This is a genomic window from Novosphingobium sp. BAM6 (assembly GCF_057784955.1).
On the sequence record NZ_JBYNTR010000002.1, the window covers coordinates 572,760 to 597,821 of the forward strand.

General features: G+C 65.9%; 26 protein-coding genes. 15 read left to right on the forward strand and 11 right to left on the reverse strand.

All coding sequences use genetic code 11. The annotated features are described in order from the left end of the window. Window positions 1-3 precede the first annotated feature (3 nt). Entirely contained in the window at window positions 4-1,512 is a 1,509-nt protein-coding gene (locus tag AC3EC3_RS11385) for a YifB family Mg chelatase-like AAA ATPase (RefSeq protein WP_488489852.1), read from the reverse strand. 169 nt (window positions 1,513-1,681) lie between these two features. Between AC3EC3_RS11385 and AC3EC3_RS11390 the strand changes: the two genes are divergently transcribed. From AC3EC3_RS11390 to AC3EC3_RS11435, 10 genes are all read left to right on the forward strand, one after another. Continuing rightward, window positions 1,682-2,554 (forward strand): alpha/beta hydrolase, encoded by an 873-nt coding sequence (locus tag AC3EC3_RS11390; protein WP_488489717.1) that lies wholly within the window; start codon window positions 1,682-1,684, stop codon window positions 2,552-2,554. A 306-nt stretch (window positions 2,555-2,860) separates the two neighbouring features. Further along, entirely contained in the window at window positions 2,861-2,995 is a 135-nt protein-coding gene (rpmH, locus tag AC3EC3_RS11395) for a 50S ribosomal protein L34 (RefSeq protein ID WP_086494189.1), read from the forward strand. Window positions 2,996-3,150: 155 nt separating this feature from the next. Next, a complete protein-coding gene (rnpA, locus tag AC3EC3_RS11400) occupies window positions 3,151-3,618 on the forward strand; it encodes a ribonuclease P protein component (protein ID WP_488489718.1) in 468 nt (155 codons plus the stop codon). Next, on the forward strand, window positions 3,615-3,872 hold the full coding sequence (gene yidD / locus AC3EC3_RS11405; RefSeq protein WP_260924943.1) for a membrane protein insertion efficiency factor YidD: 258 nt from the start codon (window positions 3,615-3,617) through the stop codon (window positions 3,870-3,872). The genes rnpA and yidD overlap by 4 nt, the downstream gene beginning before the upstream one ends. 90 nt (window positions 3,873-3,962) lie before the next feature. Then, the gene (gene yidC / locus AC3EC3_RS11410; protein WP_488489719.1) at window positions 3,963-5,732 is read left to right on the forward strand and encodes a membrane protein insertase YidC; all 1,770 of its coding nucleotides are present in this window, start codon (window positions 3,963-3,965) and stop codon (window positions 5,730-5,732) included. Between the two features lie 22 nt (window positions 5,733-5,754). After that, a complete protein-coding gene (gene yihA / locus AC3EC3_RS11415) occupies window positions 5,755-6,408 on the forward strand; it encodes a ribosome biogenesis GTP-binding protein YihA/YsxC (protein ID WP_260928006.1) in 654 nt (217 codons plus the stop codon). Between the two features lie 10 nt (window positions 6,409-6,418). Beyond that, window positions 6,419-7,543: a DUF47 family protein gene (locus tag AC3EC3_RS11420; RefSeq protein WP_488489720.1), complete on the forward strand. Its 1,125-nt coding sequence runs from the start codon at window positions 6,419-6,421 to the stop codon at window positions 7,541-7,543. Between the two features lie 16 nt (window positions 7,544-7,559). Next, the gene (locus AC3EC3_RS11425; protein ID WP_488489721.1) at window positions 7,560-8,561 is read left to right on the forward strand and encodes an inorganic phosphate transporter; all 1,002 of its coding nucleotides are present in this window, start codon (window positions 7,560-7,562) and stop codon (window positions 8,559-8,561) included. A 256-nt stretch (window positions 8,562-8,817) separates the two neighbouring features. Beyond that, window positions 8,818-9,483 carry a glutathione S-transferase family protein gene (locus AC3EC3_RS11430; protein WP_488489722.1) on the forward strand — a complete coding sequence of 222 codons (666 nt, stop codon included), beginning with the start codon at window positions 8,818-8,820 and terminating at the stop codon, window positions 9,481-9,483. 7 nt (window positions 9,484-9,490) lie between these two features. Further along, window positions 9,491-10,342 (forward strand): S1/P1 nuclease, encoded by an 852-nt coding sequence (locus tag AC3EC3_RS11435; protein WP_488489723.1) that lies wholly within the window; start codon window positions 9,491-9,493, stop codon window positions 10,340-10,342. A gap of 19 nt (window positions 10,343-10,361) precedes the next feature. On the opposite strand, the gene AC3EC3_RS11440 is transcribed toward AC3EC3_RS11435, so the two are convergent. Continuing rightward, entirely contained in the window at window positions 10,362-10,829 is a 468-nt protein-coding gene (locus AC3EC3_RS11440) for a cupin domain-containing protein (RefSeq protein ID WP_488489724.1), read from the reverse strand. 74 nt (window positions 10,830-10,903) lie between these two features. Between AC3EC3_RS11440 and dapE the strand changes: the two genes are divergently transcribed. Continuing rightward, window positions 10,904-12,076, forward strand: coding sequence for a succinyl-diaminopimelate desuccinylase (gene dapE, locus AC3EC3_RS11445; RefSeq protein WP_488489725.1), 1,173 nt, complete (start codon window positions 10,904-10,906; stop codon window positions 12,074-12,076). Window positions 12,077-12,240: 164 nt separating this feature from the next. Further along, entirely contained in the window at window positions 12,241-13,560 is a 1,320-nt protein-coding gene (locus AC3EC3_RS11450; protein WP_488489726.1) for a dicarboxylate/amino acid:cation symporter, read from the forward strand. Window positions 13,561-13,604: 44 nt separating this feature from the next. Here the strand turns inward: AC3EC3_RS11450 and AC3EC3_RS11455 are convergent, their stop codons facing one another. The 3 genes from AC3EC3_RS11455 to dapB form a co-directional block, all read right to left on the reverse strand. Beyond that, window positions 13,605-13,805 carry a hypothetical protein gene (locus AC3EC3_RS11455; RefSeq protein ID WP_488489727.1) on the reverse strand — a complete coding sequence of 67 codons (201 nt, stop codon included), beginning with the start codon at window positions 13,803-13,805 and terminating at the stop codon, window positions 13,605-13,607. Window positions 13,806-13,873: 68 nt separating this feature from the next. Further along, window positions 13,874-14,536, reverse strand: a complete 663-nt coding sequence (nth, locus tag AC3EC3_RS11460) for an endonuclease III (RefSeq protein ID WP_488489728.1) — start codon at window positions 14,534-14,536, stop codon at window positions 13,874-13,876. Beyond that, entirely contained in the window at window positions 14,533-15,276 is a 744-nt protein-coding gene (gene dapB / locus AC3EC3_RS11465) for a 4-hydroxy-tetrahydrodipicolinate reductase (protein WP_488489729.1), read from the reverse strand. The genes nth and dapB overlap by 4 nt, the downstream gene beginning before the upstream one ends. A 36-nt stretch (window positions 15,277-15,312) precedes the next feature. Here dapB and AC3EC3_RS11470 point away from each other — a divergent pair, with 36 nt between their 5' ends. Further along, entirely contained in the window at window positions 15,313-16,032 is a 720-nt protein-coding gene (locus tag AC3EC3_RS11470) for an NAD-dependent deacylase (protein ID WP_488489730.1), read from the forward strand. An 89-nt stretch (window positions 16,033-16,121) separates the two neighbouring features. Here the strand turns inward: AC3EC3_RS11470 and AC3EC3_RS11475 are convergent, their stop codons facing one another. The 6 genes from AC3EC3_RS11475 to AC3EC3_RS11500 form a co-directional block, all read right to left on the reverse strand. Beyond that, window positions 16,122-16,499 carry a DUF2750 domain-containing protein gene (locus AC3EC3_RS11475; protein ID WP_488489731.1) on the reverse strand — a complete coding sequence of 126 codons (378 nt, stop codon included), beginning with the start codon at window positions 16,497-16,499 and terminating at the stop codon, window positions 16,122-16,124. 127 nt (window positions 16,500-16,626) lie between these two features. Beyond that, window positions 16,627-17,493, reverse strand: a complete 867-nt coding sequence (locus tag AC3EC3_RS11480; RefSeq protein WP_488489732.1) for an acyl-CoA thioesterase — start codon at window positions 17,491-17,493, stop codon at window positions 16,627-16,629. Next, entirely contained in the window at window positions 17,490-17,873 is a 384-nt protein-coding gene (locus tag AC3EC3_RS11485; protein ID WP_488489853.1) for a MerR family transcriptional regulator, read from the reverse strand. Before AC3EC3_RS11485 ends, AC3EC3_RS11480 begins: the two co-directional genes overlap by 4 nt. A gap of 59 nt (window positions 17,874-17,932) precedes the next feature. Next, a complete protein-coding gene (locus AC3EC3_RS11490; protein ID WP_488489733.1) occupies window positions 17,933-19,621 on the reverse strand; it encodes a long-chain-fatty-acid--CoA ligase in 1,689 nt (562 codons plus the stop codon). Then, the gene (locus AC3EC3_RS11495; protein ID WP_488489734.1) at window positions 19,621-20,919 is read right to left on the reverse strand and encodes an OmpP1/FadL family transporter; all 1,299 of its coding nucleotides are present in this window, start codon (window positions 20,917-20,919) and stop codon (window positions 19,621-19,623) included. Before AC3EC3_RS11495 ends, AC3EC3_RS11490 begins: the two co-directional genes overlap by 1 nt. 52 nt (window positions 20,920-20,971) lie before the next feature. Continuing rightward, the gene (locus tag AC3EC3_RS11500) at window positions 20,972-21,421 is read right to left on the reverse strand and encodes a DUF2147 domain-containing protein (RefSeq protein ID WP_488489735.1); all 450 of its coding nucleotides are present in this window, start codon (window positions 21,419-21,421) and stop codon (window positions 20,972-20,974) included. A gap of 189 nt (window positions 21,422-21,610) precedes the next feature. Here AC3EC3_RS11500 and AC3EC3_RS11505 point away from each other — a divergent pair, with 189 nt between their 5' ends. Both AC3EC3_RS11505 and AC3EC3_RS11510 read left to right on the forward strand, forming a co-directional pair. Continuing rightward, window positions 21,611-22,747, forward strand: a complete 1,137-nt coding sequence (locus AC3EC3_RS11505; protein ID WP_488489736.1) for a thiolase family protein — start codon at window positions 21,611-21,613, stop codon at window positions 22,745-22,747. Next, a complete protein-coding gene (locus tag AC3EC3_RS11510; RefSeq protein ID WP_488489737.1) occupies window positions 22,744-25,059 on the forward strand; it encodes a 3-hydroxyacyl-CoA dehydrogenase/enoyl-CoA hydratase family protein in 2,316 nt (771 codons plus the stop codon). The genes AC3EC3_RS11505 and AC3EC3_RS11510 overlap by 4 nt, the downstream gene beginning before the upstream one ends. Window positions 25,060-25,062: the final 3 nt, after the last annotated feature.

Sequence of the window (25,062 nt, forward strand, 5' to 3'; positions counted from 1 at the left end):
GTGTTAGTTGACGGGCGCCCGCCGACGGTAACTTAAGGCCTCCGCGATATGCACGCGTTTCACCGTGTCCGACCCGGCCAGATCGGCAATCGTCCGGGCGACCCGCAGGATGCGGGTATAGCCGCGCGCGGACAGGCGCATCGCCTCGGCGGCCTGCAGCAGCAGTTTCTGGCCTTCGGCATCAGGGGCGGCGTGGCGTTCGAGCAGCTCGCCATTGAGTTCGGCATTGGTGCGCGTCGCGGTGCCTTCGTAGCGCTCGGTCTGGCGCGCGCGCGCCCTTGCCACGCGGGCTGCAACTTCGGCGCTGCCTTCCTTGGGCGGGGGCAGCGCGAGATCGACCGCGCGCACCGGATCGACATCGACGTGCAGGTCGATACGGTCGAGCAGCGGGCCGGAGATCTTCGCCTGATAATCGACCGCGCATTTCGGCGCGCGCGAGCAGGCGAGGGCGGCGTCCGTCAGGTGTCCGCAGCGGCACGGGTTCATGGCGGCGATCAGCTGGACGCGGGCGGGAAAGGTCACATGCGCATTGGCCCGCGCCACGCTGATCTCGCCGGTCTCCAGCGGCTGGCGCAGCGAATCGAGCACGGCGCGCTGGAACTCGGGCAGTTCGTCGAGGAACAGCACGCCCAGATGCGCCATGCTGACCTCGCCGGGGCGCACGCGCAGGCCACCTCCGGTCAGTGCCGCCATCGAGGCGGAATGGTGCGGGCTGCGGAACGGCCGCGCGCGGCTGATCCGCCCTTCCTCCAGCGTGCCTGCGACACTGGCAACCATGGAGACTTCCAGCGCTTCGGGCGCGGTCAGCGGGGGCAGCACACCCGGAAGGCAGGCCGCCAGCAGCGACTTGCCCGCACCCGGAGGCCCGTTCATCAGCAGGTTATGGGCGCCCGCAGCGGCGATTTCCAGCGCGCGCTTGGCCGTTTCCTGCCCCTTCACCTGCTTCAGGTCCGGCCCCGGCGCCGGGGGCTCCACCGCGCCCGGCGCAGGGGCGGGCAGCACTTGCGTACCCTTCAGGTGGTTGATGAGGCTGATCAGGTTGGGGGTGGCGATCACCGGCACGCCGCTGGCCCAGCGCGCTTCGGAACCCTGTGCGGCGGGACAGATCAGCCCCTTGTCGGCGCTGCTGGCATGGATCGCGGCGAGCAGCACGCCGGGCGAGGGGATCACCCGCCCGTCGAGCGCGAGTTCGCCCACCGCCACGTAGTCCGCCAGTTGCTCGGCATCGAGAACGCCCATCGCGGCGAGCAGCGCCAGCGCCACCGGCAGATCGTAGTGCGAGCCTTCCTTGGGCAGATCGGCGGGCGAGAGGTTTACCGTGATACGCTTGGCCGGCAGCGCCAGCCCCATCGCGGTGAGCGCGGCGCTGACCCGCTGGCGGCTTTCGCCCACGGCCTTGTCGGGCAGGCCGACGAGCGCGAAGGCAGGCATGCCCGGCGCGATCTGGCACTGCACCTCGACAGGCCGGGCCTCCAGCCCGAGATAGGCAACTGTCGATACCAGCGCGACCACCGGGGCCATGTCCTTTCCGGTCCGAAATTGCAGGAAATCCCGGCGGAATGACGGGCTTCCGGCGGGCGTTGAGGTTTCGGCAAGGAGTATCGGGTAATAACCCTAAGGTCTCGCCCGGAAATCATGCCTTACAGCGATTTAACCCTGTTCCTCACCGCTTCGGTAAGCGGTGGCGGCGCATGTTCAGACCATGCGCTACAGCTTCGCTCTTCTGGCCTTTTCGGCCCTCGGTACGGCCCCTTTCGGGGCTGTCGCCGCGCATGCCGAAGTCAGCGTGGCGGATGCGGAGCTTCAAGGGCCGGTGATCGCTTACGAAGCGCTCGATCTCGATGCCGATCGCATCGTGGCGGGTGGTGAGCGCATGATGCTGCTGAGCGTAGGGCACCCTATTGGTACGGCCCTCGGTAGTGCCGCCTACGACTCGGGACTGGGCGCACCGAACTACGACAATCCCATCGCGATCCCGCGCGGCATTGCCCGCTACGGCCCGTTCCGCGTGCTCGATTCGCGCCGGGCCGCGCTGGTCGATGTGACCGACGCGCGCAGCCCTGCCGCTTTCGCCGCGATGGTGCGCGATCATCCGGGGCTTGCCGAGATCGACATGATCGACTGCCCGGGCACCGAGGACGATGTTGCCAATTTGCGCCTTGGCCGGATGATCCGCGCGAGGGGCATGGCGACATATGTGCCGCGTGGCGGCTCGGTGCGCTCGGGCGGGGTCGAACTGTTTCTGGCGGGCACCCGCCGCGCTGCCGATCACGGCGCCGAGTTCGCCGTCCATTCGTGGATGGACGATTCGGGGCGTGAGCCTGCGGACTATCCGCTGACCGCGCCTGAGAACCGTCGCTATCTCGATTACTACCGCGAGATGGGCATGAGCCGCGCCGAGGCCGTGGCGTTCTATGCGATGACGAATTCGGTACGCTTCGATCAGGCCCGCTGGTTCGGCGCCGAGCAGATGGCCCAGTGGGTTATGCTCACCCCGGCCAAGGGCCTGAACGCCAGCGTCCTGCGCGCGCCGACCCTCGCACTGGCGCGCTGAAGGCGACCCGCTGGTGCGCTGATTTCTCAGGCACGCTCGCTATCTCAATCTTCGTCATTCCCGCGAAGGCGGGAATTCATCGCGCGTATCGCCTCAGGGTATGACCGGTAGAGTTTCCGGGACAGGTTGCAGGTATCTGTCGGCAGGCGTAGCAGTGGGCGTGAGCCCTTCCTGCGCCATCGCATATCGTGCTCCCGCCCCGTCGCACGCTTCCTTGACTCTCTCGGCGGATTTGCGTAAGCGCGCCGTCTGTTTAGCGGCCTCTCGAAACGGGTGGCCTAGGTTATCCGTTTTTCGAGGTTTGTCATGAAGCGCACTTTCCAGCCCAGCCGCCTTGTCCGCGCCCGCCGTCACGGCTTCCGCGCCCGCACCGCGACCGTCGGTGGCCGCAAGGTTCTGCGTGCCCGTCGCGCACGCGGCCGCAGCAAGCTTTCGGCCTGATTTCAGCCAGCCTCCGGGCTGGTCGTGATGCCGGCCCGCGTTGCCTTTCCGGGGTTCGATGTGCTTCGTGCGCGGCGAACCGGAGTGGCGGCGCGGGCCGGTCTCGTTTCCGGCCCTGCTGATTCGCGCCCACTGATTCGTAGCTGCCTCCGGCCATGACCGCGCCTTACGCCACGATGACCCGCCGCGCCGATTTCGTCGCCGCGAATCGGGGTTTGCGAGTCGCGCGGGCGGGCTTCGTGCTGCTGGCCTATCCCAACGGCGGGCAGGGCATGCGCGTCGGGTTCACCGTCACCAAGAAGATCGGCAACGCCGTCGTGCGCAATCGCATGAAGCGACGGCTGCGGGCGCTGGTGCGCGAGATTCTGCCTGCGCACGGTCTGGCGGATACCGATCACGTGCTGATCGGGCGCGAATCGGGCATCGAGCGCGACTTTGCGCTGCTGCGCGAAGAGCTGCTGATGGCGCTGTCTCGCGCGCAGGCGGGCAAGGGCGATCCGCCGCGTCGGCATCCTTCGGGCAAGCGTTCGGGAGGCGGAAAGCGCCCCGGCGGCGGCAAGCCTGCGCAGAAATCGGACAAATCGGCGCAGGTGCCGACGGCTGGCGTGGACGGCACTCGGTGAAACCTGTGACAGCCCGCAGCCTTGCCTTTGTGCGGCGGCTTCCGGGGCTGCTGCTGATCGGCATCGCGCGGGCCTGGCAGCTGGGTCCTTCGCGCCTGATGCCGCCGACCTGCCGCTACACACCCTCCTGCTCGCAGTATGCGATTGAGGCAGTCCGCCGCCATGGTGCGATTAAGGGTGGATGGCTGGCGTTCTGGCGTATATTGCGCTGCCAACCCTGGGGCGGGTGCGGCCACGATCCCGTGCCGGACTGACTTGCGCCCCTATATATAGACGATTGAGTGGATGCGGCCTGCGTTTCTTGCGGTCCGCGACGGATCGAAGACGACAGGAAGCGACCCTCGGTGAACAATCAGCGCAACATGATCCTTGCGGCACTGCTGACAGTGCTCGTGCTGTTCGGATCTCAGTACGGGATGAACTACTTCTACCCGCAGCCCAAGGTGCCCGAGAAGGTCGCCGAGCAGCAGGTGGCAGACCCGGCGGCGGCGGCCAGCGCGATCAAGCCCACCCGCGAAGGCGGCATCCGCGATGCCGCCGATCAGGCGCTTGAGGCGAAGGATCTCAAGACCGAGCTGGCCACCGGCCCGCGCCTGCCGATTTCGGCGCCGGGCCTGTCGGGTTCGGTGAACCTGAAGGGCGGTGTGATCGACGATCTCGTGCTCAACCGTCATCGTACCAGCGTAGACAAGGATTCCGGCCCCGAGCGCATCTATTCGCCGTCGGGTACGCCGGCGCAGGAATTCGCACAGTTCGGCTGGCAGGGCGCCGCCGGCACCACGCCGACCGGCGATACCGTGTGGACGGTTCCCGCGGGGGCGAAGCTGACGCCGCAGAGCCCGGTGACGCTGACCTGGGACAACGGTCGCGGCCAGACCTTCGGCATCACGCTCAAGATCGACGACAATTACCTGATCACCGCAACGCAGACCGTGGCCAACCGCGCGGGCGGCGCGTTGCAGGTGCAGCCCTTCGCGCTGGTCAAGCGTACCGACCTGACCGCCAGCCTCGATAGCTGGCAGGTTCATGCTGGGCCGATCGGCGCCTACGACGGCGGTTCGGTCAGCTTCGGCACGAACTACAAGGACGTCGTCGCGGCCCAGCAGATCAAGGAAGAAGGCCAGACCGACTGGATCGGCTTCACCGACGTCTACTGGATGAGCGTTGTCGCGCCTGTCGATGCCAAGGCGACCGGCTCGTTCCGTTCGCTGGGTAACGACCTGTTCCGCGCCGATCTCGTCTACGACCAGAGCGTGGTTCAGCCGGGGCAGAGCCTGTCGCGCACCACCAAGTTGTTCGCGGGCGCCAAGGAATATGACGTCCTTGCCGCCTACGAGAAGCAGGGGCTGACCAACTTCGACCTGTCGATCGACTGGGGCTGGTTCCGCTGGTTCGAAAAGCCGATCTTCTGGCTGCTCAACAGCCTGTTCAAGATGGTCGGCAACTTCGGTGTGGCGATCATCCTGCTGACGCTGATCGTGCGCGGTGTGATGTTCCCGATCGCCCAGCGCGGCTTCGCCTCGATGGCGGCGATGCGCGCGATCCAGCCGAAGATGAAGGCGATTCAGGAGCGCTACAAGGACGACAAGGCGCGCCAGCAGCAGGAGATCATGCAGCTCTACAAGCAGGAGGGCGTCAATCCGCTCGCCGGCTGTCTGCCGATGTTCCTGCAGATCCCGGTGTTCTTCGCGCTCTACAAGACGCTGACGCTGTCGATCGAAATGCGCCACCAGCCGTTCGTGCTGTGGATCAAGGATCTTTCGGCGCCCGATCCGCTGCACATCATCAACCTGTTCGGCCTGATCCCCTTCGACCCGCCGGCCTACCTCGGCATCGGTATCCTGGCGCTGCTGCTGGGCGTGACGATGTTCCTGCAGTTCCGCCTGAACCCGACGCAGATGGACCCCGCGCAGCAGCAGATCTTCAACCTGATGCCGTGGTTCATGATGTTCGTGATGGCGCCCTATCCTGCGGGCCTGCTGCTCTACTGGATCACCTCGAACATCCTGACGATCGCGCAGCAGAAGTACCTCTACAGCCGCCACCCGCAGTTGAAGGCGCAGGCGAAGCAGGACGCCGAGACCGCCAAGGCCAAGAAGGGCGCCAAGGCCTGATCGGGCCGCGGCATTACAGATGATGGACAACTTCAACCCAGACGATAACGGCGAACTTCAGGAACGCGCACGCAAGCTCTTTTCCGGGCCGGTGACGTTCCTGAGGAGCGCGCCGCAGCTGCAGTTCCTGCCCGACCCCACGGTGCCGGAGATCGCCTTTTGCGGTCGCTCCAACGTGGGCAAGTCCTCGCTGCTGAACGCGCTGACCGGGCGCAAGGCGATCGCGCGTACCTCGGTGACGCCGGGGCGCACGCAGGAGCTGAACTTCTTCGACGTGGGCGAGCCCTTGCAGTTCCGCCTCGTCGACATGCCGGGCTACGGCTTTGCCAAGGCGCCGCCCGCCGTCGTCGAGAAGTGGCGCCGTCTGGTGCGCGACTTTCTGCGCGGCCGCGTGGTGCTCAAGCGCACGCTGCTGCTGGTGGACGCGCGCCACGGCATCAAGCCGGTCGATGCCGACATGATGGAAATGCTGGACCAGTCGGCGGCGACCTATCGCATCGTCCTGACCAAGGCCGACAAGATCAAGGCGACCGAACTGGACGCGGTCTATGCCGCGACCGTGGCCGAAGCTCGCAAGCACTCCGCCGCTTATCCGCAGGTCCACGTCACCTCCTCGGAAAAGGGGCTCGGCATCGAGGCCCTGCGCGCGGCGGTGCTGGGCGACTCGGAGCTGTAAGGCGATGGCGATGCGTCAGATCGCGGTGCTGCCCTATCGCGCGACCGGTCCCGGTATCGATGCGCCGGTGCGCATCCTGCTGGTGACGTCGCGGGGTACGGGGCGCTGGGTGCTGCCCAAGGGCGGTCTGATGAAGGGCCTGTCGCCCCATGCCGCGGCCGAGGCGGAAGCGCTGGAAGAGGCAGGGGTGCTGGGCGCGGTGTGCCCGACTCCGCTGGGCTCTTTCCGGTATCGCAAGCGCCGCGATTCGGGCGCGTCGGTGTGGGCGGACGTCGATGTCTTCCCCTTCGCCGTGACCGAGGAACTCGATACCTGGGAAGAGCAGCACCAGCGCGAACGTCGCTGGTTCACGATGGCGCAGGCGGCCGAAGCGGTCGACGAGGAAGACCTGCGCGCGCTCATCCGTTCGTTCGGCGCGCGCGAATTCCGCGCCGCCACAAGTCCTGCCCGCTTCTTCGGGGCGATGGCCGACAAGACAGGGGTCAATACGATGTTTGCCTGGTTCCAGAAGCTGCTGCCGCAGCAGGGCAATTTCTTCGATCTGTTCGAGCAGCAGTCGCAGACGCTGGTTGCCGGCGCCGATGCGCTCGCCCGCCTGATGCAGGGCGGTCCGGGCCGTGCGCAGCATATCCGCGAGATCGAGGAGCGCGAGCACGACGCCGATAACGTCACGCGCGAGGTGCTCCAGACGGTGCGCCGCACGTTCCTGACGCCGTTCGACCGTTCGGCGATCTCGGACCTGATCTCGACGATGGACGATGCCATCGACGAGATGCAGCAGGTGGCGGGTGCGGTGAACCTCTACGACGTGACCGAGTTCGAGCCCGAGATGCGCGACATGGCCGCGATCATCGTCGAGGCCGCGCGCGTCGCTGCCGAAGCGATACCGCTGCTGCGCAAGATCGCCGACAACGCCCATCGCCTGCACGAGCTGACCGAGCGCCTCGTGCGCATGGAAGGCCACGCCGATTCGATCCACGAAGCCGGGCTCAAGCGCATCTTCCAGGCCAGCCAGGGCGGCGATCCGCTGCAGTTCATCGTCCGTCAGGAGATGTTCAAGCGGCTGGAGCGCGTGGTCGACCGCTTCGAGGATCTGGCGAACGAGATCGACGGTCTCGTGATCGATCACGCCTGACGGCGGCGGACTCCACATGGACCACAGCCTTGCCTTTCCGCTGCTGATCGGCCTTGTCGCCCTCGCGCTGGCGTTCGACTTTCTCAACGGCCTGCACGATGCGGCCAATGCCATCGCGACAGTGGTTGCCACGCGCCTGCTCTCGCCGGTGCTGGCGGTCTTGTTCGCCGCTGCGGGCAACTTCGCGGCCTACTGGTTCGTCGGGCTTCATGTGGCCGAGACGGTCGGCAAGGGGATCATCAACGTCGATGCGGTGACGCCTGCCGTGGTATTCGGCGCGCTGGTCGGCGCGATGTTCTGGAATGTCGTGACCTGGATCAAGGGCATTCCTTCGTCCTCCAGCCACGCGCTGATCGGTGGCCTGATCGGGGCGGGCATCGCTGCTGCCGGTCCCGGCGTCGTCGAAAGCTCGGGCACGATCAAGACGCTGATCGCCATCGTCGCCTCCCCGATCCTGGGCTTCATCATCGCCATGGCGCTGATGCTGCTGACCGCGTGGATGTTCAAGGGCTTCACCCCGCGCGGTGCGAACTCGGTGTTCAAGGTGCTGCACCTGTTCTCGTCCGCCGCCTATTCGATCAGCCACGGAGGCAACGATGCGCAAAAGACGATGGGCGTCATCGCCGTGCTGCTCTACTCCACCGGCCACATGCAGGGCGCGTTCCACGTTCCCGAATGGGTGGTGATCTCGTGCTATTGCGCGATTTCGCTGGGCACGCTGTCGGGCGGCTGGAAGATCATCAAGACGATGGGCTCCAAGCTCACCAAGCTGAACCATCACTCTGGCTTTTGCGCCTCGTCGGCAGGCGCGATCGTGGTGTTCGGCGCCAGTGCGATGGGTATTCCGGTCTCCACCACCCATGCCATCACCGGCTCGGTCGTCGGTACCGGCGCCGCGCGCCGCGCCAGTGCAGTGCGCTGGTCGGTCGCCAGCCGCGTGATCGTCGCCTGGGTAGTGACGATCCCCGCCAGCGCCGTGGTCGGCGCGCTGTTCTTCGAGATCACCAGATTGTTTTGATTGCGATCCGGCTGAAGGCCGGATCGGTGCGGCACCAGCCCACGCCCCCACCCACCACCCGGTCAGGATACTCTCGTCGGGTGGTGGGTGGGGGCGTGGGCTGGTGCCGCACTTCGAGCGTCAGCTCGAACAAATGACTTGCGTGGGCCGGTGCCGCACCAATCCGGCCACGAGCACTCGACACGTCCGCCCCCAGCTTCTAGGCCCTTGCTCCTGTAACGGAACCAACCGCAAGACCTGAACACTGGGGACGCGCGTGAAGCTGATTATCGGCAACAAGAACTATTCGAGCTGGTCGCTGCGCGGCTGGCTGGCGTGCAAGCAGTCGGGCCTCGCCTTCGAGGAAATTACCGTTCCGATCCTGGGTGACGACTGGGAGGAGCGCAAGCGCGCCTCGGGCGATCTCGCCCCCTCGCAGGGCAAGGTGCCGATCCTGTGGGACGGCGAGGCGGTGGTGTGGGATAGCCTCGCGATCATCGAATACCTTGCCGACAAGGTCGGGCGTGAACGCTTCTGGCCCAAGGACGATGCCGCCCGCGCGATGGCGCGTTCGATGGTGGCGGAAATGCACGCAGGCTATCTGCCGCTGCGCCGCGCGCTGCCGATGAACATCCGCGCCCGCGTGACGCTGCAAGGGATCGACGACGAAGTGCGCGCCGACATCGTGCGCATTCTCCAGCTCTGGGCCGAGGCGCGGGCGCGCTTCGGGCAGGGCGGGCCGTTCCTGTTCGGCACCTTCGGCGCGGCGGACCTGATCTATGCACCCGTCGTCAGCCGCTTCCTGACCTACGGCATCGGCGTGCCCGGTTTCGCGCAGGCCTATATGCAGGCGGTGTGGGAGCATGACTGGATGCAGGCCTGGATATCTGCCGCCGAGTCCGAGGACTGGGTGATCGAACAATATGAAACTCCGGTGAGGTAAGCCCCCGATGCGTCGTTTCCTTCTGCTCATGGCCGCGCTTGTCGGCTTCTCCTCGCTCGCCACGCCTGCCATGGCCTGGGGGTATCTCGGCCATGCCACCGTGGGTGAGATCGCGATGGCCAACGTCAAGCCTGCGACCCGCGCGGCGATCCAGCGGCTGATGAAGTCGCAGTCCGGGCTCGATACGCCCGAATGCGCGATGACCTCGATCGACAAGGTCGCCACCTGGCCGGACTGCATCAAGGGTGAGAAGGGGCGCTGGGCTTTCGCCAGTTCGTGGCACTATCAGGACCAGCCGGTCTGCGGTACCTTCGACATCAAGGCCAACTGCCGCGACGGTACGTGCGTCACTGCGCAGATCGAGCGTAACGAGAAGCTGCTGGCCGACCGCAAGCTGGCGCCGGTGCTCCGTCTCGAAGCGCTCTCGTTCGTGGTCCACTTCGTGGGCGACGTCCATCAGCCGCTTCATGTCGGCGAGAACGAGGATCTGGGCGGCAATACCGTGAAGGCGCAGTACGGCGATGCACCGGGCCGCAATCTCCACTCGATCTGGGATACCACGCTGGCCGAGCGCGCGATCACTTCGGCCCGCCCGCCGCTAGTGCGCGTCTACAGCAAGGCGGAGAAGGCGGAAATGTCGGGCGGCACGCCCGAAGACTGGGCGCGCGAAAGCTACGAGATCAGCCGCGACGTGCTCTATCCGCTGGCCTTCGGGGGCAAGCTGCCCTGCGGCGCCAAGGAGCCGCAGAAGATCGTGTGGACCAATGCCGCGATCGAGCAGACCATCCCGATCGTCGACAAGCGCATTCAGGAAGCGGGCCTGCGCCTTGCGAAGATGCTGGATGCCGCTTTGGGTTAAGGGATAGGCGGGAGGCAGCCTATCCTTTCGCCGGATAGGCTGTGCCGTCGCGGTGGCAGTAGCCGCGCTCGTTCCAGATCATGTCGAGATCGGGGTATTCGCCGCCGCGATCGGTGCCCGCGCTGATCGCCACGAAGACACAATCGGCCTCGCTCTCGTTGACCAGATGATGCCCGTCCTCGACATCGGCGGGCCAGGCGCAGACGTCGCCGGGGCGGATCACGGTACGGGTCAGCGTCTCCGGGCCATCCTCGATCAGCACCGCTTCGCCTGAGATCATCACCAGCAGTTCGTCCTCGCCCCGGTGCCAGTGGCGCTGGCTGGACCACGCGCCGGGCTTGAGCACCACATGGCTCGCGCCCATGTGGGTGAGGCCGCCCGCAGGCGCGAGTCGTTTCCACCAGCGGCCTTCAACCGGCGTATCGTAGGGCGCGGGATAGCCGGTGGCGTTCGAGGGTTCGAGGGCATCGATATCGATCCGGGGCATCGCTCTGCTGTGTCCTGAAGAAGGGGCCTGATGGGCTATGGTCATTGGCCGGTCGCTGTGCGATGGCGCATCCCATGTCCCAGATCACGCTGTCCGCCTCAAGCCCCGACGCCGACGAGGTCATCCGCCTCGCCCATGACCTGATGGCCTGCGAAAGCGTCACGCCTGCCACCGGCAAGGTGTTCGACGTGTTCGAGAAGCAGCTCGCGCCGCTCGGCTTCGAGGTCCATCGCTTCGTGGCGGGAGAGGCGCCGGACGGCCCGGTCGAGAACATGTTCGCGATCCGTCGCGGCCCCGAAGGTTCGCGCCACTTCGCCTTTGCAGGGCATCTCGACGTGGTGCCGCCGGGCGAGGGCTGGACCAGCGAAGCCTTTGCCCCGGAAGTGCGCGGCGATCTGCTCTATGGGCGCGGGGCGGTCGACATGAAGGGCTCGATCGCGGCGATGGCGGCGGCCGTGGCGACGATCCCGGCAGAGGCGGGCACGGTCAGCTTCATCATCACCGGTGACGAGGAAGGCCCCGCCGTCCACGGCACCCGCGCGCTGATCGACCACATGCGCGCGATCGAGACGTTCCCCGATCTCATTCTCGTGGGCGAGCCGACTTCGGTACATCGTCTGGGCGACATGATGAAGATCGGGCGCCGAGGCTCGGTCAATATCTTCCTCGATGTCGAGGGCGTGCAGGGCCACGTCGCCTACCCGCATCTCGCCGATAACCCGATCACCAAGCTGGTGGCGATGCTCACCGAGCTGAAGGGGCTTGTGCTCGACACCGGGACCGACTGGTTCCAGGCATCCAATCTCGAAGTGACCGACCTGACCGTCGGCAATCCGGCGCACAACGTGATCCCGGCCAAGGCCTCGGCGCGCATCTCGATCCGCTTCAACGACACGCATACGGGCGCCAGCCTCTCTGCACTGGTCAGCGAGATTGCCGAGCGCCACGGCGGAACCGCGCGTCCGCTGATCTCGGGCGAGGCGTTCCTGACCGAACCGGGTGAGTTCTCCGCGCTGCTGGCCGACGCGATCCGCGCCGAGACCGGCATCGAGCCGGAGCTGTCCACCAGCGGCGGCACGTCTGATGCGCGCTTCCTCAAGGATGTGGCCCCGGTGATCGAATTCGGCCTGTGCAACGCGACGATGCACAAGCGCGACGAGGCGGTGGCCGTGCCCGATCTCGAAGCGCTGGTGCGCATCTACCGCCGCGTGACGCTGGCCGCGCTGGCCGCTCCTGCAAGCCTGTAACAAAGCGTTGCAAGGTAGCGGATCGGCGCGTCCTGATCGTTAAGACGAAACAAACGAAGACCGTCGCGGCATAGCCTCGCGGGGGGCGAAGGCACGTATCGGGCATTGCCGCGCGGGAATCGCGCTGTTACCATCGTGCGCAACATTATTGCGGGGGTCGCAACTTGGGTAAGCGTCTTACACTTTTCATCATCATCGGCATGGTGCTCGGCATCGTGCTCGGCTGGCTGCTCAATGTCACGCTGACGCCTGCCGATCCGTCGCTTGCGAAGATTGCCGACTACTTCAAGCTGCTGCCCGACGTTTTCCTGAAGCTGATCAAGATGATCATCGCGCCGCTGGTGTTCGCGACGATCGTCACCGGCATCGCCAACATGGGTGACAGCACGGCGCTTGGCCGGATCGGCGGCAAGGCGCTGGGCTGGTTCATCTCGGCCAGCCTGATGTCGTTGGCGCTGGGGCTGATCCTCGTCAACCTGTTCCAGCCGGGCGTCGGCGTCGGCCTCCAGCCCACCGGCGATCTCGGTTCGCTGTCGACAGGCGAGCTGTCGTTCCGCCACTTCGTGCTGGAAATCTTCCCGACCAGCGCGTTCGACGCGATGGCGAACAACAATATCCTCCAGATCCTCGTGTTCTCGGTCTTCGTCGGCGTCGCACTCACCGCCATCGGCGAGAAGGGCAAGATCATCGTCGAGGGCACCGAGGCGCTGGCCGACCTCATGCTCCAGATCACCGATTACGTGATGCGCTTCGCCCCCTTCGCGGTGTTCGGCGCGCTGACCAGCGTGATCGCCACCAAGGGCCTCGGCATCGTCGTGACCTATGGCGTGCTGATGAGCGAGTTCTACTTCAGCATGGGCCTGCTGTGGGTGATCCTGTTCGGCATCGGCGCGCTGTTCCTGGGGCGGCGCATCTTCACGCTGGCGCGATATATCCGCGAGCCGCTGCTGCTGACGTTCTCCACCGCCTCGTCCGAAGCAGGCCTGCCCAAGCTGTTCGAGCAGCTCGACCGCTTTGGCGTGCCGCGCCGTATCTCGGGCTTCATCCTGCCGCTGGGCTACAGCTTCAACCTCGACGGCTCGATGATCTACATGACCTTCGCGACGATGTTCATCGCGCAGGCTTATGGCATCCACGTCTCGATCGAGCACCAGATCATGATGCTGCTGACGCTGATGGTCAGCTCGAAGGGCATCGCCGGGGTGCCGCGCGCCAGCCTCGTGGTGATCGCCGCGACGCTGGCGCAGTTCGGCCTGCCGGTCGAAGGCATCGCCCTGCTGCTGGGTATCGACACCTTCCTCGACATGGGGCGCTCGGCCACCAATGTCGTCGGCAACGCGGTGGCGACGGCGGTGATCACGCGCTCGGAGGGGATGCTCCAGCCGTCAGTGGACGATGCGCCGGAGGATCGCCATTCGCCGCATCACTCGGCTTCCGAGGGACGCAAGGGGCTGAACGTCGATCCGGCTCAGTACGAGGCTTGATGCAGGGCTAAGAGTGATCCCGGGGCCATAGGCCCCGGACCCCGTTACGTCTTCCGGCGCAGGCCTTGATTATACACACACACCTTCGTCATTCCTGCGATGGCGGGAATCCAGTTCTGTATTTCGGTTTGCGGAGCGTCCTGAAACTGGCGCTGCGTATTCTGAATTCCCGCCTTCGCGGGAATGACGAAGTAGAAGGTGGCGGGAGCAGGTTGGCGGGCAAGCGCTGCCAGTGCAGCAAGCACTATCCTATAGTCGGAAGACGTAACGGGGGTGCAGGGGGGCTCTGCTCCCCTGCCTTACACTTCTCTCTTCAAGCCGCCGCTACCGCACGAACCTTCGGCGCTTCGCTCTTGGGCTTGAAGCTGCACAGGTCGTCCACCGGGCAGCGCCAGCATTCGGGCTTGCGGGCCTTGCAGATGTAGCGGCCGTGGAGGATCAGCCAGTGGTGTGCGCCGACCCGGAAGGGCTGGGGCACGTTCTTTTCCAGCTTCTTCTCGACCTCCAGCACGTTCTTGCCCTTGGCAAGGCCGGTGCGGTTGCCGACGCGGAAGATGTGGGTATCGACCGCGAAGGTCTCTGCCCCGAAGGCGCAGTTCATCACCACGTTGGCGGTCTTGCGCCCGACGCCGGGCAGGCCGACCATGGCATCGCGGTCTTCGGGCACTTCGCCGCCGTAGCGATCGACGAGGATCTGCGAGAGCGCGATGACGTTTTTGGCCTTGGTGTTGAACAGCCCGATCGTCTTGATGTGCTCTTTAAGGCCTTCCTCGCCCAGATCGACCATCTGCTGCGGCGTCTTCACCTCGCGAAACAACGCGCGGGTGGCCTTGTTGACGCCCACGTCGGTCGCCTGTGCGGAGAGCGTGACGGCGACGAGCAACTGGTAGGTGTTGCCGAACTCCAGCTCGGTCTCGGGCGAGGGGTTAAGCTCGGCCAGACGGCGAAAGAATTCGAAGATCTCGGCTTTCTTCAAAGGCCCAGCACCTCGGGCATGGTGTAGCGACCGGGCGCCTTGCCCAGCAGCCACTGCGCGCCGCGAACTGCTCCACGCGCGAAGATCGAGCGGTTCTCGGCCATGTGCGAGAGGGCAAGGCGCTCGTTATCGCCGAGGAAATGCACGGTGTGGTCGCCCGCCACGGTGCCGCCGCGCAGCGCCGCGAAGCCGATGGTGCCCGCCTCGCGCTTGCCGGTGATGCCCCCCCCGTTCATATTGGCCCGCCCGCGCACCGAGGCGTCGGCCAGCGAGACGGCGCGGCCCCTGGCAGCGGCCTCGCCCAGCAGCAGCGCGGTGCCCGAGGGGGCGTCCACCTTCATGCGGTGGTGGCTCTCGACGATCTCGATATCCCAGTCCTCGCCCAGCCGCGCGGCGGCCTCGCGCACCAGATGCGCCAGCAGGGTGACGCCGAGCGAGGTGTTGCCGGTCTGGAGCACGGGGACTTCCTGCGCGGCCTGATCGATCAGCCAGTGGTGGCGTTCCTCAAGGCCGGTGGTGCCGATCAGGATCGGCACGCCGGCGGCCATCGCGGCATCGAGATTGGGTTCGAGTGCTTCGGGGCTGGAGAAGTCGATCAGCACGTTCGAGGCTTTCGCGAGCACCGTCACATCGTCGCCGCGCCCGGCGCCGCCTGCGAAGTGCTCGCCCGCGTCTGCCAGTGCGAGTTCGATCGCCTGTCCCATGCGTCCCTTGCTGCCCAGTATTCCGAATCGTGCCACTTGCCGTCTCCTGCAATCGCTGGTCTCATGGCGGCGATGGCAGCACACCGCAACATCCTGATCCTGACCGGCGCGGGGATCTCCGCCGAAAGCGGCATCGACACCTTCCGGGGCGGGGGTGGCCAAGAGGGAATGGGACTCTGGGAGCAGCACCGAGTCGAGGACGTGGCGACGCCAGAGGCCTTCGCGCGCGATCCCGATCTGGTGCTGTGCTTCTACGACATGCGCCGCGCCGCGATCCAGACGAAGGAACCCAACCCCGCGCATGCCGCGCTCGCCCGGCTGGAGCAGCTGTGGCCGGGCGAAGTGACGGTGGTGACGCAGAACGTCGACGATCTGCACGAGCGCGCCGGATCGCACAACGTGATGCACATGCACGGCGAGCATCTTTCGGCCTGGTGCACGGCCTGCGGCGAACGGATGGGCTGGACCGGGCCGTTGGTAGGCCGTCCGCCGTGCCCCTCGTGCGACGAACCGGCGCTGCGCCCGGACATCGTGTGGTTCGGCGAGATTCCCTATCGCATGGAGGAAATCCACGCCGCGCTCGACCGGGCGCACCTGTTCGTTTCCATCGGCACCTCGGGCGCGGTCTATCCGGCAGCAGGCTTCGTGCGCCTCGCTCGCGAGATCGGCGCCGAGACGCTGGAGATCAATCTGGAGCCCTCGCAAGGCACCCACTGGTTCGACGAGGCCCGCCACGGCTCTGCGGGCAGGGAAGTGCCGGCCTGGGTAGAGGAACTGTTGGCAGGGCTTTAGGGCGCGAGGTTGGAGCTGGGGCTGAAATGGGACGGAAGCGAAAGATTGGCTTTGGGAGAGCACCGTTTCTTACTGCGGTTTGATACCGCTTAAAATTGCTCCATTTCGGCTTCAAGCATCGCTAGCAAATCGTTAGGCGCGACCATCACGCCACTCCCGGCAGGAGTTTGAAACACCGCTACGAACGAACGTTTCTCCCGAAGCATGGAAAAGAGCGAGTCCGTTAAATCGTGGAGAGGTATGGGACGAGGCACGTAAGTATTCCAGTCGCCCGTTGCACATATTGCAGCATATTCTCTGGCGGGCCAAAGGGGAAAGGCCATCTCTCCATTTTCGGTGATGCTTGCCGCCCACCCGTCAGCATAGAGGCCCCAAGCCTCTTCCCGGTCGGCCACAACCTTTGCGAAATGCTCCGTTCGTTCAGGGCCGTTGAGTGCAATCACGGCCTCAAGCTGTTTCGCGTTCATACTAAGCCCACGGCTGCTCTCCGGTAGTTTGGCAATCGCGCTAATCGTCCGCAACCGGGAAGTGTGCTCCTTCGGCTTGTCCGAGGCGCCGGATTGCGGCCTTTTCGGCCTTGCGGCGGGATGCTCGCTAGCCCCGTGTCTTGCGGCGGATCAGGCCTTCCTGCGTCACGCTGGCGATCAGCTGGCCTTCGCGGGTGAACACCGAGCCGCGGGTGAAGCCGCGGGCGTGTCCTGCCTGCGGGCTCTCCATCGCGTAGAGTACCCAGTCGTCGAGCGGGGGCGTCTCGTGGAACCACACCGCGTGATCGAGACTGGCGAACTGCATGTCGGGCGTGAACAGGGTGACGCCATGCGGCAGCACCGAAGTACCCAGCAGTGCAAAGTCGCTGGCGTAGGCCAGAAGCACCCGCGCCATGGCGGGGGAGGCGCCGAGCGGTGAGGCGAGGCGCAGCCATGTGCGTTGGGCGGGAATGCCGCCGACCGGCTCGCAAGGCGGGCAGGGGCGCATCTCGAAGGCGGCGAGGCGATCGACGAGACTGGCGGGCATCGAGCGCCCCACGGCGGCCAGCGCCTCGGCGAGCGAAGGACACTTTTCGGGCGGCGGTACGCGCGGCGCGTCAAGCTGATGCGCGAAGCCGGGCTCAGGCCGATGGAACGAGGCGGCAAGGTTCAGGATCGGCACCCCGCCCTGCGTCGCCACCACCCGGCGATGGGTGAAGCTGCCGCCGTCCATGTCACGCAGCACGCGGAAGATCACCGGGCGGGCGGTGTCGCCTGCGCGCAGGAAATAGGCGTGGAGCGAATGCGCCGGGCGCGAGCCGTCAAGGTCGTACCCCGCTGCGGCAAGGGCCTGTGCCACGACCTGCCCGCCAAAGACGCGGGCGGCAGGGCCGGGCAGCGCGGGCGCGCGGAACAGATCGGTATCGATCGGCTCGACTTCCAGGAAGGCGGCAAGGTCTGCCGGGCTGGCGCGCGGGATGTCGCGGTCGGTCATGCGTTCTTGCCCTCCGGCGGGTCGCCCAGCCAGTCGCGGGCCTGCTGCTCGATCAGCGCGAGTTCCTCCAGCGTCTGTTCCAGCGCGTGCTTCTGGCGGCGCAGCTCGTCCATGCGCTGGCTGACGCGGGACAGCAGCGCGCGCACCTGCTCCTGATGCTCGGGATCGACATCGTAGAGGTCGAGGAATTCCTTGATCTCGCGGATCGAGAAGCCCAGCCGCTTGCCGCGCAGGATCAGCTGCATCCGGCCGATCTCGCGCCGGGAATAGATGCGCGTGGTCCCGGCACGCTGCGGCGCGATCAGGCCCTTGTCCTCGTAGAAGCGCAAGGTGCGCATGGTGACGCCCAGCTGTACGGCCGCTTCCTGAATTCCGAACATCTCGTCTGCAGGCGGGGTGGCCGCCTGCCGCGCGCCATCGTCGCGCGCCAGTGCCTGCGTCATGCGTCGTTGCCGACCGCGCGCCGCGCGGCCTCTTCGGCAACCAGTTCCTTCTTGGAAAGCTTGCCGACCATGGTCTTGGGCAGGCTGTCGCGGAATTCAATGGCGGAGGGCATTTCGATCTTGTTCAGACGGTCGCGCAGGAAATCGAGCAGCTCGTTCTCCTCCAGCAGATCGCCGGGGTGCAATGCAACAAAGGCCTTGGGCGTCTGGCCGCGATAGGGGTGTGGAATGCCGATCACCACGGCTTCGGCCACCATCGGATGTTCATAGAGCGCGTCCTCGATCACGCGGGGATATACGTTATAGCCGCCGCACAGGATCAGGTCCTTGATGCGATCGACGAGGAAAAGATAACCGTCTTCGTCCAGATAGCCAATATCGCCTGTGCGAAGCGCACCTGCAGCAAAGACTTGCGCTGTATCCTCCGGCCGGTTCCAGTAGCCGGACATGACCTGCGGGCCGCGCGCGCAGACCTCGCCCTTTTCGCCCGGCGGCATCAGGCGCTCCATGTTCTCGGGATCGCGGATCTCGATCACGGTGCCGGGGAAGGCGGGGCCGCAGGAGTTGTCCTTGACCGTGCCCTCCAGCGGATTGCAGGTGATGATCGGCGAGGCTTCGGACAGGCCGTAGCCTTCGACCACGCGCACGCCGGTCTTCTCCTCGAAAGTACGGCGCACTTCCAGCGGGAGCGGGGCGCCGCCCGAAATGCACACGCGCACATCGTCGAAGGCGCCCGCGAGCGGCTGGTGGTTCAGCGCCGCATAGAGCGTGGGCACGCCGAAGAACTGCGTAGGCCGGGTGCGCCGCGCGGTCGCGAGGAACGAGCGCATCTCGAAGCGGGGCAGCAATACCATTTCGGCGGCGGTATCGACCGAGTAGTTGAGCACGGTGGTCAGTGCGAAGACGTGGAACATCGGTAGCACGCCCAAGGTGCGTTCCTGCTTTTCGGGCATATGGCCGACATGCGCGATCATCTGCGCCGAATTGGCGGCAAGGTTCGCGTGGCTGAGCATCGCGCCCTTGGGAATGCCGGTGGTGCCGCCGGTATATTGCAGCACCGCCAGATCGTCCGGCGTCAGATCGACCGGATCGGGATCGTCGTGCCGGGCGACCAGATCGTCGAACATGACGTAGCGCAGGTCATGCGGGACGGTGGCGATGTCGGCGCGCTTGAACAGGCGGAAGGCAGTGGCCTTCACGCGGGGCAGGGCATCGGCGAAGGGGCACACGATCACCCGGTGGAAGCTGCCCTTGCCGACCAGCGGCGTCAGCTTGGGCAAAGAAAGCGCCAGATCGGTGGTGATGACCACGCTCGCCTGCGAATCCGTGACGAGCTGCTCCATCTCGCGCGCGGTGTAGAGCGGGTTGAGGTTCACCACTACGCCGCCGATGCGCAAGACCGCGAAGTAGCAGATCACGTACCACGGCGTATTGGGCAGACACAGGCCGACGCGGGTGCCCTTGGTCACGCCCAGATCCTGAAGACCGCGTGCGGCCCGGTGGGCAAGATCGCCGATTTCGGCATACGTCCAGCGCCGGCCCATGAAGTCGACCGCCGGCCAGGCGCCGTGGTATTCCACGGCGTGGTCGAGCAGGTCGGTGAGCAGCCGCGGTGCGATCGGCGGCATCTCCTCGCCGGCAAACGGGTTGGGCGACAGGCCCTCGATCGTCACCGCGGCCCCCATCAGAACGCCACCCGCGCGCCGAGCGAGAGCACCCAGGCGGAGGCGTCCTGCAATTCGCCGTCGACGAGGATCGGCGTCTGCACCACGGTTCCGGCATAGGCCGCCGTCGTGCGGTTGATCGGCGCGTCCTTGAACGCGATGTACGAGGCGGCTGCGTCGATCGCGATGCTCTTGCTCATCTGGTAGCTGGTGCCTGCCGAGAAGTTCCAGCGGTCCGAATCCGGCACACGAGCATCGCGCTCGGTGTCACGCGTGGGCGTGCTGGCGTACTGGACACCGGCGCGCAGGGTCCACTTCGGATTGACCCGATAGTCGATACCGCCTGCGTAGGACCACGAGTTGCGGTAGTCTTCGGGGATCGAGGTGTTGAGTGGGGCGCCGAGGTCAATGGTGTCGAACTTGCTCCAGCCATAGCGCACAACCTGCGCGTTGAGCGTCAGCGCTTCGGTGGCGCGATAGCGGATCGAGCCGACCGCCTGCCAGGGCGTGCTGAACTTGGCCTTGGCGTTGATCGTGCCGTTCTGCGCGGCAAGCGGCCCCAGCAGCCCGTCGATCGTGACCGAGCCCTTGAGCGTGTGCTCGATGCTGGACTTGTACGCCAGGCCGATCTGCAGCGGGCCGGTCTGGTACTGGACACCGGCCGACCAGCCCACATCCCAGCCCTTGCCTTCCAGCGACTGGTGGCCATCGGGCAGCGCGGAAGACAGGTTGGGCAGGTAGTTGGACAGTGTGGCATCGACATGCTCGACGTTCAGCCCCACGCCGATGCGCAGGCCCGGCGTTGGCGCGAAAGCGACGGTGGGCTGGATGTCGATAGTGCGCAGCTTGGTCTTGTCCGCCGAATAGCGCGACCAGCTGTCCGAAGCGTAATCGGTCGTGAACGAATAGGGCGAGGTCACGGAGACGCCGAAGGCCAGTTTGCCGGTGCCCCAGGCGATGGCGCCGGAGGGCAGCACGCCGTTGTTGATCGGGTTCTTGGCGACGGGGTTGCCGCCGACCGCTTCGCCGGTAGTGCCGGGGCGCACGACGACGGTGCCGTTGTCCACCACCTTGCCGCGCGGCAGCACGGCGCTGGCGTGTACGGAGGCCTCGCCGCCCTGGATCTCCGCGATCGAGGCCGGGTTCCACCAGATCGAATCGATGCCGGTATCGGCGGCCTCGCCCGAAAAGGCGCGGCCTTGTCCGCGTACCGACTGTTCCTGCAGATAGAACGCCTGCGCGTGGGCGGCGCCTGCGCTGGTCAGCGCCATCAGCGATGTGGCGCCTGCCAGAATCAGCCGCGTCGATTTCGTGGTCATGTTGTACTCTCCCTTATTATCATGGCCTTGCTGGCCGTTTTATCGCGCCTGATCAGCGTATCCGCGTCCAGGTCTGGGTCTTGCACAAGGGCCAGACGATGCAGCCCTTGAGCTTGAGCGTGTCGGCCCCGTCAGGCGTGATCGTCGCCTTGTAGGTGCCGCCATCCTCAGGATTGTAGATCGTGCCACCGCTCCAGACGTTCCCCTTCGACGTGAATCCGCCGCCGAGAATCTGCAGGCCCTTGATCGCGCGGCCACGCTTGGTCTGGTCCTTGTTGTTGACGTCGCGCAGGTCCGGGTTGGCCTTCAGGCCATCGGACTCCATCAGCCGCCCGCAGATCGAGGTGCCGCATTTCACGATCTCGACCTGTCCGTGCTTGGTGGGGGTGCGCCATGTTCCGAGAACTGATTCGGGGCTGGCTGCGGAAGCAGGTACGCTTAGCCCTGCTGACAGCATCGTCAGGGCTGCAAGCCCCGCGATTGCGGGATTCCTGTAAGTCATGAACGACCTTTCCATCCTCTCTCACATCCTTCCCTTTTTCGCTGCGGGTTTTGCCGGAGCGGGAAGTGACAAGACGAGGTCTGCCATAAAATTTACTTGACGTATAGGGAAACCTTTGCACCTTTAGGGGAAATAAAGGCTGCCGTTCGGGACTCGCCCGGTCACGGTGTCCGCCCATGGAGAGAGTGCATGAAATCTGTCGTGATCGCGGGCTATGTCCGCTCGCCGTTCCACCTTGCCAACAAGGGCGCGCTGGCCCGTACCCGGCCCGACGATCTGGCCGCGCAAGTGGTGCGCGGGCTGATCGCGAAGACGGGCGTTGCCGCGCAGGATATCGAGGATCTGGTGGTCGGCTGCGCATTCCCCGAAGGCGAGCAGGGCTTTAACGTCGCGCGCCTCATCGGATTGCTGGCGGACCTGCCGATCTCGGTGGGGGGGATGACCGTCAACCGCTTCTGCGGATCTTCGATGAGCGCGATCCACTATGCTGTGGGCCAGATCCAGATCGGCGCGGGCGAGGTGTTCGTCTGCGCGGGTGTCGAATCGATGAGCCGGGTGCCGATGATGGGCTTCAATCCGATGCCCAATCCCGAACTTGCCAAGCGCAGCGCCGCCTACATGTCGATGGGCGAGACGGCCGAAAACGTCGCCGAAAAGTACCGGATCGCGCGCACCGAGCAGGAAGCCTTCGCGGTGGAAAGCCAGAAGCGTGCCGGGGCCGCCCGCAGCGAGGGCAAGCTGTCCGACGAGATCGTGCCGATCGAGACCAAGGCCGGAACAGTGACCGAGGACGGCACCATCCGCCCCGAAACCACGGCGGAAGCCCTCGCCGGACTGAAACCCGCGTTCGACGCCAAGGGTTCGGTGACGGCGGGCACCTCCTCGCCGCTGACCGATGGCGCCAGCGCGGTGCTCGTCACCAGCGAGGACTATGCCCGTGCCCATGGCCTGCCGATCCTCGCCCGGATCAAGTCGGTGGCGGTTTCCGGCTGTGCCCCGGAGACGATGGGCCTTGGCCCGATCCTCTCCAGCCGCAAGGCGCTGGAACGCGCCGGGATTGCCGCTGCCGATCTCGACGTGGTGGAACTGAACGAGGCGTTCGCGAGTCAGGCGCTGGCGTGCCTGCGCGATCTCGAACTCGATCCCGCCAAGGTGAACATCGATGGCGGCGCCATCGCCATCGGCCATCCGCTGGGCGCCACGGGTGCGCGTATCGTTGGCAAGGCGGCCTCGCTGCTCAAGCGACAGGGCGGCAAGTACGCGCTCGCCAGCCAGTGCATCGGCGGCGGGCAGGGTATCGCCACCGTTCTGGAGGCAGCAGAATGAGCAGCAAGATCAACAAGGTCTGCGTGATCGGCGCAGGCACCATGGGCGCAGGCATTGCGGCGCAGGTCGCCAATGCGGGCGTACCGGTGCTCCTGCTCGACATCGTGCGCGATCCGGCCAACCGCAACGCCGTGGCCGAAGGCGCAGTGGCGAAGATGCTCAAGACCGAGCCTGCCCCGTTCATGAGCAAGGCCGCCGCCAAGCTCGTCGAAGTCGGCAATGTCGAGGACGATCTGGGCAAGATCGCCGAATGCGACTGGGTGATCGAGGCCGTGCTCGAACGGCTCGACGTGAAGCAGGATCTCTACGCCAGGCTGGAAGCGGTGAAGCGCCCCGGCACAGCGGTCTCGTCGAACACGTCGACGATCCCGCTCGGCAAGCTGGTGGAGGGGCGCAGCGAGGCCTTCCGCCGCGATTTCCTGATCACCCACTTCTTCAATCCGCCGCGCTACATGCGGCTGATGGAGATCGTCACCGGCACCGATACCGACGCCGCGCTGGCCGAGACGGTCGAGCGCTTCGCCGACATTTCGCTCGGCAAGACGGTGGTCCATGCCAAGGATACGCCGGGCTTCATCGCCAATCGCATCGGTACGCTGTGGATCCAGCTGGGCCTCAATGCCGCGTTCGATCTGGGGCTTTCCGTTGAGGAAGCCGATGCCATCGCGGGTAAGCCGATGGGCGTACCCAAGACCGGCATCTTTGGCCTCGTCGATCTGGTCGGCATCGATCTGATGCCGCATCTTCAGGCCAGCCTTACCTCGACGCTGCCAGCCGACGATCCCTATCAGGTAATTGCGCGCAGTATTCCGCTGGTCGAGACAATGATTGCCGAGGGCTACACCGGCCGTAAGGGCAAGGGCGGGTTCTACCGTCTGGGCGAGAACCGCCGCCGCGAGGCGATCGACCTTGCCTCCGGCGAATACCGCGAGAAGGTTTCGGCCCGCGCACCGTCCGGTCCGGCGGGCAAGGGCGATCTCAAGGCACTGGCCGAGGCCAAGGGCAAGGCTGGCGACTATGCCTGGACGATCCTGGGTGGGACGCTCGGCTATGCCGCCAGCCTCGTGCCGTCCGCCGCGAACGATGTGGTTGCGGTCGATGACGCGATGAAGCTGGGTTACAACTGGAAGGCCGGCCCGTTCGAGATGATCGACCGGATCGGCGCGAAGTATCTGGCCGAGCGCCTTGCCGCGGAAGGCAAGCCGGTGCCGGAACTGCTGACCCTGGCAGGCGATCGCACCTTCTACCGGATCGAGAGCGGCAAGCGCCAGTTCCTCGGCCTCGATGGCGAGTACCACGACATCGTCCGCCCCGAAGGCGTGCTGCGTCTCGAAGAGGTGAAGCTCGGCAGCAAGCCGGTGTTGAAGAATGCGTCTGCCGCGCTGTGGGATGTGGGCGATGGTGTCGCCTGCCTCGAATTCACCGGCAAGATGAATGCGCTCGACGGCGAGGTCATGAAACTGATCGCCGAGGCGCTGCCGTTGGTCGCCAAGCAGTTCAAGGCGCTGGTGATCTACAACGACGGCGCGCATTTCTCGGCAGGGGCGAATCTTGGCCTTGCGCTCTTTGCGCTGAACATCGCGGCCTATGGCGAGATCGAGAAGCTGGTCGGCGGCGGGCAGATGGCGATCAAGGGCTTGAAGTACGCGCCGTTCCCCGTGGTCGGCGCACCTGCGGGCATGGCGCTGGGCGGTGGCTGTGAAGTGCTGCTGCACTGCGATGCCATTCAGGCTCATGCCGAACTCTATGTCGGTCTGGTCGAATGTGGCGTCGGGTTGATTCCCGGTTGGGGCGGCAATGGCGAGATGCTCGAACGCTGGCGCAATGCGAAGGGCATGCCCAAGGGGCCGATGCCGCCGGTCGCCAAGGTGTTCGAGATGGTCTCGACCGCGACGGTCTCCAAGTCCGCCGCCAATGCCCGCGAGTTGCAGATCCTGCGCGAGGGCGACGGCGTGACGATGAACCGCGACCGCCTGCTGCACGATGCCAAGCAGAAAGCGCTTTCGCTGGTCGATGGCTATACTGCGCCCGCGCACCCCGAGTTCCGGCTGCCCGGCGCCAGTGGCCGCGCGGCGCTGTCGCTGGCGGCGGAAGGCTTCCATAAGCAGGGCAAGGCGACCGACTATGACATGGTCGTGTCCGATGCGCTGGCAGGCGTGCTGACCGGAGGCGAGGCCGATGTGGTCGACGTGGTGGGCGAGCAGGATCTGCTGCGGCTGGAGCGCGAGGCGTTCATGAAGCGGGTGCGCGACAATCGTACGGTGGCCCGGATCGAGACGATGCTCGCAACCGGCAAGCCGCTGCGTAATTGATAG